General features: G+C 52.9%; 6 protein-coding genes and 1 pseudogene. All 7 read left to right on the top strand.

What is annotated here, in order from left to right:
• The first annotated feature begins 86 nt into the window (after positions 1-86).
• The 7 genes and pseudogenes from LX87_RS04700 to LX87_RS04730 all read left to right on the top strand — a co-directional run bounded on the left by LX87_RS04700 (position 87) and on the right by LX87_RS04730 (position 12,479).
• Positions 87-1,091: an OmpA family protein gene (locus tag LX87_RS04700; protein ID WP_229310574.1), complete on the top strand. Its 1,005-nt coding sequence runs from the start codon at positions 87-89 to the stop codon at positions 1,089-1,091.
• Positions 1,092-1,256: 165 nt separating this feature from the next.
• Positions 1,257-3,608 carry an ABC transporter permease gene (locus LX87_RS04705; protein ID WP_111626989.1) on the top strand — a complete coding sequence of 784 codons (2,352 nt, stop codon included), beginning with the start codon at positions 1,257-1,259 and terminating at the stop codon, positions 3,606-3,608.
• A 33-nt stretch (positions 3,609-3,641) separates the two neighbouring features.
• On the top strand, positions 3,642-6,059 hold the full coding sequence (locus LX87_RS04710; protein WP_111626990.1) for an ABC transporter permease: 2,418 nt from the start codon (positions 3,642-3,644) through the stop codon (positions 6,057-6,059).
• Positions 6,060-6,143: 84 nt separating this feature from the next.
• Positions 6,144-8,525, top strand: a complete 2,382-nt coding sequence (locus LX87_RS04715) for an ABC transporter permease (RefSeq protein WP_111626991.1) — start codon at positions 6,144-6,146, stop codon at positions 8,523-8,525.
• Between the two features lie 59 nt (positions 8,526-8,584).
• Positions 8,585-8,815: pseudogene (locus LX87_RS04720) on the top strand (ABC transporter permease); the annotation flags it as partial.
• Between the two features lie 97 nt (positions 8,816-8,912).
• A complete protein-coding gene (locus tag LX87_RS04725; protein ID WP_111626992.1) occupies positions 8,913-11,276 on the top strand; it encodes an ABC transporter permease in 2,364 nt (787 codons plus the stop codon).
• Between the two features lie 87 nt (positions 11,277-11,363).
• Positions 11,364-12,479, top strand: coding sequence for a mannonate dehydratase (locus LX87_RS04730; RefSeq protein WP_111626993.1), 1,116 nt, complete (start codon positions 11,364-11,366; stop codon positions 12,477-12,479).
• The last annotated feature ends 119 nt before the right edge of the window (positions 12,480-12,598 follow it).

Genomic DNA, 12,598 nt, shown 5'->3' on the forward strand with positions numbered 1-12,598 from the left:
GACTTTTTTATTTTTAATGCGTACCTTTTAACTCATACTTCTTCACTTCATGGGCTATGGTAGCGCGGTGTTTACTTTGGGGAGTGATGGGTTGGTTACTGGCGCAGACCGCAACCGGCCAATCGAAAACAACAACCGGAAACGGGTTGAAAGGGGAGTATTTCGACGGGACCAGCTACCAGCGAAAGGTCTTCACCCGCATAGACCCGCAAATTGATTTTGACTGGGAGTGGCGGTCGACGCCAGGGCCGGGAATCGGACATTCATTCTACTCCGTCCGCTGGACCGGGAAATTGTACGCACCCACAACCGGCGTCTACAAATTTACGGCGACAGTCGACGACGGTATTCGGCTTTGGGTGGGCGGTAAAAAGGTCATGGATGTCTGGAGTCTCAACGACTCAAAGACGTTTCAGGGCGAAATCAGCTTGAAAGCGGGTCAGTATTACGATTTCCGGGTCGATTATTTCAATGATGTACACGGCGGCAGTATCCGGCTGTTCTGGATGCCGCCCAAACAGACGGCGTATACGGTTGTCACTACTAACTTTTTGTTCCGTCCGAACTACCAACCGCCCAAACCCGTACTTGCCAAAGCCGTTGAGAAGCCTGTAGCGGTGAAGCCCAAACCCCAGCCGGTTGTCGTTCGGAGTTCGGTGATGCCAAACCCGGTTGCCAATAAAACGCCCGTTGTAGCGGCCAGCATTCCGGCACCCGTTATTGTTCCTGAACGGTTTGAAGCTTTGAAAACCGGCGACAAACTAGTGCTGAAAGAGGTGTTCTTTGAGCAAAGTCAATACCGTTTGCTGCCCGAATCGTACGCGGAACTGAACCGGCTGGTCCGGGCCATGACCGGGAATCCGGCCCTTCAAATTGCGATTGGCGGGCACACCGACAACGTGGGCGACCCGCGCCTGAATCTGGCTTTATCCGAAAACCGTGCGAAAGTGATTGCCACCTACCTCATCCGGAACGGTATTGACAGCCAGCGGATTGAAACCCGAGGGTACGGCGGGACGCAGCCCGTAGCCGAAAATACGACAGAAGCGGGCCGGTCGAAAAACCGTCGGGTTGAATTCGTGGTGAAGTAAGGGCCCGAACAAAACCGGGTTGGCTGTCCGCAGGTGTCCGCAAAACCGTCCGTTTGCGGACAGTTTATTTCTTTGGCTTAATAGTAAGGTATTGGTAGTTAGTATTTTATGATTTCTGGTATACCGTTTGGGATACGAAAGAAACAAGCCTTACCCGTCTTAACCATGCTGCGAAATTATATCAAAATTGCCTGGCGAAGTTTACTGAAAAACAAGCTCTTCTCCTTTATCAACATTTTTGGGTTAGCCCTGGGGATGTCCTGTAGCCTGCTCATTGGGCTTTGGGTGAAAGATGAACTGAGCCATGACCGATTCCTGCCCCACCTGAATGAAATTTTCTTCGTGCGCACGAGCAGCACGTACGAAGGCAAAACTTATACCGGGACGCTGACACCGGGGCCAATGGCGGGCGTTCTGAAACGCGATGTGCCGGAGGTCCGTTACGCGACCAAGATGCAGTTTCCGGAAGAAATGCTTGTAAAAGTGGGGGAGAAATCCACCAAAGAACGCGGCTTTTATGCCACGAAAGACTTCTTTCTGGTGTTCGACTATCCCGCCCTTTTTGGAAGCCCTTTCGTAGCGCATTCCAGACTGGATCAGATTATTATTACCCGGAAACTGGCGGAGAAATTTTTTGGAACGACCAATGCCGTTGGGAAGCGCCTGCAATTCAACAACACGACGTATTATACCGTTGGAGCGGTGCTGGAAAATATTCCGAGCCAGTCGACATTCCAGTTCGACTGGATTATCAATTATGATGTACAGGAAGAGGACTGGAAAAAAACCTGGGGAAACAACTCCTTCATGACGTTTATCCGGCTCGATTCGAAGGCTGATCCGGCGAAAGCGGAGGCCAATATGAAAGACATTTACCGCCGGAATACCAACTGGAAAGAGGTGCCGAGGCCGACGCTCCAGCCGATGAAGGACGTGTATCTGTACATGGAATACGAAGACGGTAAGGCCGTGGGCGGGCGGATTGAATACGTCCGGATTTTTGCCGTAGTCGCCGTCTTCATTCTGCTGATTGCCTGCGTCAACTTCATGAACCTGGCCACGGCGCGTTCGGCGAAGCGGGCCAAAGAGGTGGGCGTCCGGAAAGTGGTGGGGGCACTGCGGTCATCGCTGATCGGGCAGTTCATCAGCGAGTCGGTGCTGACGAGTCTGCTGGCGGTTTTTCTGGCGCTGGGCATCGTGTCAGTGGTGCTGCCGGTTTTCAACACGGTTTTTACGAAACAGCTTACCTTGAATCTGGCGGACCCAGTGCTTTGGTTAGGGGTAGTGACGTTGGTATTGGTAACAGGGTTTGTGTCAGGTAGTTATCCGGCGCTATTTTTGTCGTCACTGCAACCGATTCGCATTCTGAAAGGTACAATAAAATTTGGTGCCGGACCCGCCATGTTTCGTCGGGCGCTGGTTATTTTTCAGTTTACGCTATCCATCTTTCTGATCATCGGGATGCTCGCCGTGGCGCATCAGATGGACTATATCCGCACCAAAAACCTGGGGCTCGACCGCGAAAACGTGCTGTATGTGCCGCTCGAAAGCGAAACCTACAACCGCATGGAAGCTTTTCGGCAGGAACTGATTCGAGCCCCGTCAATCTCGTCGGCTTCGGTGAGCATGAGTCTGCCGATGAACATTCAGGCCACTTCGGGCGACCTGACCTGGGCCGGTAAAAAACCGAATGTTCATTATGACGACGTATCGACCATATCGGTAGGCTACGATTTCCTGAAAACGATGAACATCAAGCTGGTGGCGGGCCGGGATTTTTCGAGCGACCGTAAAGCCGACTCTGCGTCTTACATCATCAACGAAGCCGCGGCCAGAATGATGGGCATGAAAAACCCGCTGGGCCAGCAGGTGGGCTTCTGGATGGGCAAGGGGCCGATTATCGGGGTGATGAAAGATTTTCACCTGCAATCGCTGCACAGCCCCATTACGCCCCTGGTGCTGACGCTGATTCCGACGAATACGAGTTATTTGCTGGTGCGGACGGAAAAAGGAAAAACCGCCGAAGCCATTGCTGAACTGGAGCAGGTAACCAAGGAGTTCAACCCCGACTATCCGTTTGAATACCACTTTCTGGACGAGGCCTACGAGCAAATGTACCGCAGTGAGCAGCAGGTCAACACGCTGATCAATTACTTCGGAACGCTGGCGATTTTTATTTCCTGTCTGGGTCTGTTTGCGCTGGCGGCTTTCACGGCTGAGCAGCGGATGAAGGAAATTGGCGTCCGGAAGGTGCTGGGCGCATCGGTCGGTAGTATTGTTTCGCTGCTGTCGAAAGACTTCCTGAAGCTGGTGCTGGTGGCGCTGGTGCTGGCATCTCCGTTGGCCTACTGGGCGATTACCAAATGGCTGGGCACGTTCCAATACCGGATTGAGCTATCGTGGGGCCTGTTTGTTGCCGCCGGGCTGGTGGCGGTTATCATCGCCTTTTTAACCGTTAGCTATCAGTCCATCAAAGCCGCCCTGGCAAACCCGGTGAAAAGTCTTAAAAGTGAATAGATAATCTGAACCCGGATTACAACAGTAACAACAATGCTAAAGAACTATCTTCTCACCGCCTTCCGCGCGTTTCGGCGCAACTGGAATTATTCGGTCATCAACATCATTGGCCTGACGCTCAGTCTGGCCTGCTGCCTGCTGCTGTTTGTCGTGATCCGGTATGAACTGAGTTTCGACCGGCACCACACCAACGCCGACCGGACTTACCGCCTGATCCGGCATTTTACCAAACCGGAAGACGGCTACAATGTGGGAATTCCGCTGCCGGTGCTGGCCGGTTTGCGGACGGATTTTCCGGCATTGAAGCAGCAGGTTACCTTTATCCACGATGTCAGAAGTCCGGTTGTGGCGGCTGAAGATATCCGCTCCAAAGGCAATCTGCGCCGGTTTCAGGAAGAGAGCGGAACGGTTGCTTTTGCCGAACCGGAGTTGTTCCGGGTGTTTGACTACGAATGGGTTAGCGGAAATCCGGTCACGGCCCTGAACCGACCGGGTACGGTGGTGCTGTCGGAAGAGCTGGCGCATAAATATTTTGGCGATGCCGACCCGATGGGCCGCACGTTGAAGGTAGAAAACAAGATGGATTTTCTGGTCACCGGGGTCGTGAAGAACCCGCCGGTAACAAGCAGCATTCCGTTTCAGGCATTGTTGTCCTTTTCTTCCCTGAAACAATTTGGTGCCAACACCAACTGGGACGACTGGGGTTCTTCCTACAGTGGCGCGCAGCTCTACCTGACGTTACCAGAAACGACCTCGGAGGCTGCTATGGAGCAGCAGTTGCTTTCTTTTCTGCGGAAACACGTGAGTGAAGAGCAAGCCCGCGATCAACGGTATGAGCTACAACCGCTGACTGATATTCATTATGCGACAGAAATGTCGAGCTTTAACGAGCGGACCATTGGCAAGGAAATGATTTGGGCGATGGCGCTGATTGGCCTGTTTCTGCTGGTCACGGCCTGCGTCAACTTCGTTAATCTGGCCACGGCGCAGGCTATCCGGCGGTCGAAGGAAGTGGGGGTTCGAAAGGTGCTCGGAAGTTCGCGGCTGCAATTGGTGCGGCAGTTTCTGGGCGAAACCGGCTTTCTGACCGGGGTGGCGGTTTTGCTAGCCTTCCTGATTGCCCAGCTTTCGCTGTCATCCGTAGCTCAGTTGCTCACTATCAAACTCGATGTTTCTTTCTTTACCGATCCGGTTGTGCTGGGCTTTCTGGTGCTGCTGGCGGTGTTAACCACGGTTCTGGCGGGTTTTTACCCGGCGCTCGTATTGTCGGGCTATCAGCCGGTGCTGGCCCTCAAAGGCAAGATCAAAGGCATGGGCAGCGGGCAGTTAACGCTTCGCCGGAGCCTGATCGTCCTGCAATTTACTATTTCGCAGACGCTGATTATCGGAACCGTAATTGTCTACAACCAGATGGATTATTTCCGAAATGCCGACCTGGGTTTCCGTAAAGATGCCGTCGTGATGATTCCCATTCCGGAAAAAAAACCGGGTCAACTTGAATCGCTGCGGGCCAAACTGACGGGTTTGCCCGGCATCGGCTCCATGAGCTTCGGCATTTCGTCGCCCTCGGCGCGGGGCAACTGGTGGACGAGTTTTCAATTCGAAAATCGCGAAAAACCCGAAGACTACAGCGTGGTGATGCGCCCCGCCGACACCTCCTATATTCATACCTACGGCCTGAAACTGATTGCGGGCCGGGTCAACTTACCGGCGGACACCATGCGGGAAGTGGTGGTGAATGAGCGGTTTGTGGCTAAACTCGGTTTTCGGCAGCCTCAGGACATTCTGAATAAAACCGTTTTGCTGAACGATCGGCGGCTACCGATTGTGGGGGTTGTCAAAGACTTCAATACGTTCTCACTTCACCAGCAAACCGAACCCTGCATCCTGACAACCCACCGGGGTGCTTACGGAAATCTGGGCGTTCAGATTTCGGGCAATTCGGCGCAGGTGAAAAAAACGCTGGTGGCCGTTGAAGCGGCCTGGTCGGAAACCTTCCCGGATTTTCTGTTTAAGTCTGAATACCTCGACAAAACCATTGCCAACTTCTACGCGGCCGAAGAACGGCTGTACTCGCTGTTCCGGCTGCTGGCCGGTATTGCCATCTTTATCGGCTGTCTGGGATTATACGGGGTGGTGGCCTTCATGGCCGAGTCGCGGACGAAGGAAGTCGGTATCCGCAAGGCGCTGGGGGCTTCAACCTCCCATATCTTCGGCCTGTTCTCGCTGCAATTTCTGAAACTGGTCTTTCTGGCGCTGCTGCTAGCTGCACCCATCGCCTGGTATTTTACCGACAAATGGCTTCAGGACTTTGCCTACAAGATTGAGGTTCAGTGGTGGATGTTTGCGATAGCGGGGTTGCTGGCGGGCATGATTGCGCTGGTGACGGTCAGTTTCCAGAGTATCCGGGCGGCTTTAATGAACCCGGTTCGCTCGCTGCGCTCGGAATAAGGAATGAAGAGTTAAGAGTGATGAGTTAAGCATTAATGCGTCCGCCAACTCATCACTCTTCATTCATAACTCATAACTAGAAAGATGCTTCGCAACTTCCTCAAAACGACCTGGCGCAGTCTCATCCGGAACCGGAGTTATGCGCTCATCAATATCACGGGCCTGACGCTGGGGCTGGGCGTAGCAATTGTGTTGTTCTGGATTGTACGGTTTGAGTATAGTTTTGATCGGTATCACGCGAAAGCCGACCGGTTGTATCGAATCATTTCGAAGGACCGCTACGGCGAACAGAGCACCTATGTTCCGCAGGGGGTCGTCAAGGCGCTGAAAGAACAGATTCCGGGGGTTGACGATGCGGCCAATGTCTACGGCACCGAGTCCAGTGGCTTACGGGTCGGGCAGGCCATTTTTAATGTGAAGCATGTCTTTTTTTCGCCCCCGCAGTTTCTGGAAATGATTGATGTGGAGTGGCTAGCCGGATCGGCCCGGTCCTCACTTAGCCAACCGGGTCAGGTGGTGCTGGACGAGCCCACGGCCCGACGGTTTTTCAATACCGGCGAAGCAATGGGTAAAACCATTCGGTTGAATAACCAGATCGATCTGGTCGTGTCGGGAATTATCCGCAAAATGCCGGTCAATACCGAATTTCAGTTTCAGGTGATGGCTTCCCGCGAAACCCTGAAACGCATCCGGCACGAATTTAACCGCGAGGAATACTGGGGTGGGGGCGATTCGATGCACCACGGTTATGTAGTGCTGAAATCGGGCGTTTCGGCGGCTGCCGTTGAAGCTGCGCTAACGAAGCTGGCCCGGCAACACCAGACTGATTCGTCCGCTATGGGCTACGGTTTGCTGCCGCTTTCGGACGTTCATCGCAACACGGAAAGCGATCCGGATCCGTTCAATTACGTCATTGCGCAGTGGATGCTCAATACGCTGACCGCCATTGGTCTGTTTCTGGTTCTGCTTGCCTGCATCAACTTTGTGAATCTAGCCACCGTGCAGGCTGTTCAGCGGAGCCGTGAAATTGCCGTTCGGAAAGTGCTGGGTAGCAGTCGGAAACAACTGATGATCCAGTTTTTCGGGGAAACGGCTTTTCTAGTGTTTGCCGCCATCGGGTTGGGCGGTTTGCTGGCTACGCAGTTCATTCAGTACGCCGACCAGTTACTCAATACGCAGGTCGCGCAGTCGGAGGTTTGGGACGAAAATACCGTCGCGTTTCTGTTGCTTCTGGGGGTTGTGGTAACGGCTTTGGCGGGCTTTTATCCGGCACTGGTGCTATCCGGTTTTCAACCCGTGAAGGTGTTACGGGGACGGTTTGCCTTATCACGACCTAACGGTATTTCGCTACGTTCGTCGCTGGTAGTCACGCAGTTCGTTATTGCTCAGGTGCTGGTAATTTGCACCTTAATTGGTAGTAAACAGATTCGTTATTTTTACGAAACCGACCTGGGCTTTGATAAAAAAGCCGTTGTGACGGTCGACGTGCCGGACTGGGGTAAAGGGGTTCTGCGGGAGCGGTTACGGCGGCAATTGCTTCAGCATCCGGAAATAAAAGACGTGGCCTTTGCGCTGACCACGCCGTCGAGCAACCACAACTGGTGGTGGCGAACCGTTCACCATCCCAGCCTGCCCAACGGCATGAACGAATTTCGGATGCAATACGTCGATACGAACTACTTCCATTTCTTCAAAATTCCGCTGGTGGCCGGGCGGTCGTGGACCCGGGCGGATACGAATGCCGTGGCGGTTATCAACGAAAAAGCCGCCCGGGATTTTGGCTATAAAAATCCTGAAAAAGCCATTGGGGAGCGGGTTTATCTGGGCGACAATCAGCCATTTACGGTCATGGGTGTGGTGAAAGACTATCATTCGCAGAGCCTGCGGTCGTCCATTGTGCCGCATATCTTTCTATATGCCGACTGGAATTTTCAGCAGGCCAGCATTCGCATCGATTCGCGGCACCCGTTGGCGGCTTTACGGCACATTGAAGAGGAATGGAAAGCGATTTTTCCCAATCACTATTTTGAGTCCCGGTTTCTGGATCAGGACATTCGGGCTTTCTACGACGATGAACGCAAAATAGCCAACTTCCTGACGCTCTTTGCTGCCGTTGGGATTCTGATCGGTTGCCTGGGCTTGTTCGGGCTGGTATCGTTTGTGGTTACCCAACGGACCCGGGAGATCGGTGTTCGCAAAGTGCTGGGGGCAACCGTCACCAGCATCGTTTCGCTCTTATCGAAAGATTTCCTCAAGCTCGTCCTGATCGCTTTTGCAATTGCCGTGCCGATTGGCTGGTACGCCATGCACCGCTTTTTGCAGGAGTACACGTACAAAATTGAAATTGACGGGTGGGTTTTTGCGGTAGCCGGTGGTCTGGCCGGATTGGTTGCCCTGTTGACGGTTTCGGTTCAATCGGTGAAAGCCGCACTGACGAATCCGGTGAAGTCTCTGCGTGCAGAATAAACCATCTGCGTAATTCCAGTTCAAGACGCCTTACAACTATGCTACTTAACTACTTCAAAATTGTGACCCTGTTTTCCCGGGATTTTTTAAAACTGGTGCTGGTGGCTATCCTGATTGCCTCACCGGTGGCCTGGTACGCGATCAACCGGTGGTTGCAGGATTTCGCCTATCGGATCGAGATCGACTGGTGGGTGTTTGCGCTGGCTATTCTCATTGCGCTCCTGACGGTTTCGTACCAGTCCGTCAAAGCCGCGCTGATGAACCCGGTTCGCTCGCTGCGCTCGGAATGAAGAATGATGAGTTAAGAGTGATGAGTTAAGCATTAATGCGTCCGCCAACTCATCACTCTTAACTCTTCATTCATAACTCTTAACCCTAACTGCGAAGATGCTAACGAACTACCTCAAAATCGCCTGGCGGAATCTGCTGCGTAATAAAACGTTTTCGCTGATCAACATCCTGGGGTTGGCCCTTGGTATGGCGTGCAGCCTGCTCATTTTGCTCTGGGTGCAGGACGAACTTTCGATGGACCGGTTTCATGCGAACGACGACCGGATTTTTCGGGTCATGGAAAACCAGGCCTGGGCCGGGCAGGATATAGGAACTACCCCGTCAACGCCCGGTATTCTGGCCGAAAGTCTGAAAAAGGATTTTCCGGAGATCGAGAAAGCGGCCATGATGACCTGGGAAGGGAATATGCTGCTGACCGTGGGCAACACCTTTGGCAAGGAAAAAGGCCGGTATGCCAGTGGCGATTTCCTGAGTATTTTCTCATTTCCGCTGCTTCAGGGCGATTTTCGCACCGCATTGGCCCGGCCGGATGCCATTGTTATTTCTGAAAAACTGGCCCACAAGTATTTCCCCGGTCAGGATGCGCTTGGCAAAACGATTCGCGTGGATAATACCGACGATTTGATGGTAACGGGCGTCATGGCCGAGTTGCCGGAGAATAACACCCTGAAATTTGATTACCTGATTTCGTGGGAGCGGTTTGTTAAACTAAATCCCTGGGTGAAAGAGTGGGGAAACAACGGTCCCCGGGCGTTTGTGCTGATGAGCGCAAAAGCCAATCCGGAGAAAGTTTCGGCCAAAATCAGGGATTATATCAAGCAGAAAACCAATCAGCAAACAAACAACATCGAGCTGTTTCTGCAAAAAAACAGTGACGGTTATCTGCACTCGAACTTCAAAAACGGCCAGCTCAACGGCGGCCGGATCGAGTACGTCCGGATGTTTGTGGTGGTAGCGATTTTTATACTGATCATTGCCTGCATCAATTTCATGAATCTGGCCACGGCCCGGTCGGTGAAGCGGGCCAAGGAGGTGGGCGTCCGGAAAGTGGTGGGAGCCATGCGGCAGTCGCTGATGGCGCAGTTTGTGGGCGAATCCCTCCTGATTTCGTTTCTGGCGCTCTTTGTTGCGGTTGTGGTCGTGGCCCTGATGCTGCCGATGTTCAATGAACTGACGGAAAAACACCTGACGTTTCGGTTGAAGGACCCGACGTTCTGGCTGATCCTGCTGGGCCTGACGCTCGTAACCGGTTTGCTATCGGGCAGTTATCCGGCCTTGTTTCTGTCGTCGCTCCGGCCCGTGGTGGTGCTGAAAGGCGTTCTGAAATTCAAGCCGAGTGCCAGATTTTTTCGGAAAGGGCTGGTGGTGTTTCAGTTTTCCCTGTCTATCATGCTGATTGCCGGGATGATTATTATTTACCGGCAAATTCGCTATATCCAGACCAAAAACCTGGGGTTTGATAAAGAAAATCTGGTGTATATGCCGCTGGAAGGAGAGTTGAAAAAGAACTACGAGACCTTCCGCAACGAACTGAAAACGCAGCCCGGTATTCAGGAAATTTCGGCTTCGTGGTCCGATCCGCTGGAGGTGGGCAGTTCGACCATCGGCGTCACCTGGCGCGGCAAGGACACCACGCAACGGATTCTGTTCAACCAGACGGCGGTGCATTACGGCTACCTCAAGGCCATGAACATCCGGCTGAAGGAAGGTCGGGATTTTTCGCCCGCTTACACCACCGACACCACTAATTACATTATCAACGAAGCCGCGGCCCGGAAAATCGGTTACAAAAATCCGGTGGGGCAGGAACTGACGTTCTGGGGTCGTAAAGGTGTTATTGTCGGCGTAGTGAAAGATTACCACATCAATTCGCTGCATGTGGCCATTGATCCGCTGATTCTGCACATGCAACGCAAAGAATTTGACGGGGTAGTGCTGGCCCGAACTCAGCCCGGCCAGACGCGGGAAGCCCTGGCCAGTCTGGAAAAAACGTTTCAGAAATTCAATCCACGGTATCCGTTTGAATACAAGTTTACCGATCAGGAGTTTGGTACCTATTACAAGAGCGAGAACATCATCAGCAAACTGGCGAATTACTTTGCCTTTCTGGCGATTTTTATTTCGTGCCTGGGACTGTTCGGCCTGGCGGCTTTTACGGCTGAACAACGAACCAAGGAAATCGGCATCCGGAAGGTGCTGGGAGCCAGCGTAACCAACATCGTGCTGATGCTGTCGAAGGACTTCCTGCTACTGGTATTGCTGTCCTCGGTGGTGGCGCTGCCGGTAGCCTGGTGGACCATGCGTAGCTGGCTGGAAAAATACGCCAACCGCATCGACATTGAGTGGTGGATGTTTGCCGTTGCCGTGGTAGCGTCCTTGTTCATTGCGCTGTTTACCATCAGTTTCCAGAGTGTCAAGGCGGCTTTGATGAATCCGGTAAAGTCATTGAAAACCGAATAAAACCGTCCTGAACCGGGATTGTGCGGATAAAAGGATTAAGTAAGATTGTTCCCCTTCATCCTTTCATCCGTGTAATCCCAGTTCAAGATGAGAGATTCCCGCAGAACGTTCCTCCAAAAAAGCTCCTCCCTGGCTGCCCTCACCGTCGGGGGCGTCAGTCGTATTCCATCGCTGGCTGATAAAAACCGCAAAACGAATGAGGTGATTCGGGATGCCGGTATGCACCTGTGCGAAGCGTATTTTTGGGGACTGGAAGAGCAGAAAATGGCGCTGACGAAGCAGATGGACGTATTGGGGGCGGTAGGCGGCATTAACCCCGGTATGGTCGGGCTGAAGGATGTCAAACCGTGGGAACTGAAGGCCGTGCAGGCCGTCAAGGAAGCCTGGGATAACGTCGGACTCAAGCTGCGCGTCATTGAAGGGCCACCAGCGCTGGGCGAAAAAACCAAGCTGGGGCTGCCGGGCCGGGATGAGGAAATTGCCAATTTTATTACGCTCATGAAAAACCTGACGCAGGTCGGGATTGATACGATTTGCTACAACTGGATGCCGGTCATCGGCTGGTACCGTACGCAGAACGATAAGCCCGGTCGGGGAGGGGCGCTGGTAACGGCTTTCGATTATGAAACGGTTAAGAATCTGCCGCCGACCCAGTACGGTGAAGTATCGAAAGAAACGCTCTGGAAAAATCTGGAGTACTTCCTGAAAGCCGTTGTCCCGGAAGCCGAGAAAGTTGGCATGAAACTGGCGATGCACCCGGACGACCCGCAGGTGGACAGCATTCGGGGGATTGCCCGCATCATGAATACCGTTGATTCCTTCAAACGTCTGCTGGAGATTCACCCTAGCCCGAGCAACGGTATTACGATGTGCCAGGGTAATTTTGCCCTGATGGGCGACGATATTCCGAACCTCATCGCGTATTTCGGCAAACGGAAGAAAATCCACTTTGTTCATTTCCGCAACGTACGGGGCGGCAAGTTTGCCTTTGAAGAAACCTTCCACGACGAGGGCATCATCGATATGTACGCGAGCATGAAGGCGTATTACGACATCGGTTTCAAAGGGCCCATCCGTCCCGACCACGTCCCGACGATGGCCGGTGACAGCAACCAGCACCCCGGTTATAGCACCATCGGAACCCTGTACGCCCTGGGTTATATGCGGGGACTGATGGAAGCCGTCAGCAAACGGCGGGTTTAAAAGGCGACAGCTTGAATCAACAGAAAAATGACTTTTTAGTCTATGAGTTTGGCAATGGGAAGTGCAAAAATCCATAATTAACTTAATCGCATTGCGTTTAGTTAATAAACGCAATGTGA

It is taken from the genome of Larkinella arboricola (assembly GCF_003259745.1).
GTDB lineage: Bacteria > Bacteroidota > Bacteroidia > Cytophagales > Spirosomataceae > Larkinella > Larkinella arboricola.

Excerpts from the sequence above, each read along its gene's own strand:
- LX87_RS04725 (WP_111626992.1), top strand. The coding sequence starts at position 8,913 with ATGCTAACGAACTACCTCAAAATCGCCTGGCGGAATCTGCTGCGTAAT.
- LX87_RS04700 (WP_229310574.1), top strand. The coding sequence starts at position 87 with ATGGGTTGGTTACTGGCGCAGACCGCAACCGGCCAATCGAAAACAACA.
- LX87_RS04730 (WP_111626993.1), top strand. The coding sequence starts at position 11,364 with ATGAGAGATTCCCGCAGAACGTTCCTCCAAAAAAGCTCCTCCCTGGCT.
- LX87_RS04705 (WP_111626989.1), top strand. The coding sequence starts at position 1,257 with ATGCTGCGAAATTATATCAAAATTGCCTGGCGAAGTTTACTGAAAAAC.
- LX87_RS04710 (WP_111626990.1), top strand. The coding sequence starts at position 3,642 with ATGCTAAAGAACTATCTTCTCACCGCCTTCCGCGCGTTTCGGCGCAAC.
- LX87_RS04715 (WP_111626991.1), top strand. The coding sequence starts at position 6,144 with ATGCTTCGCAACTTCCTCAAAACGACCTGGCGCAGTCTCATCCGGAAC.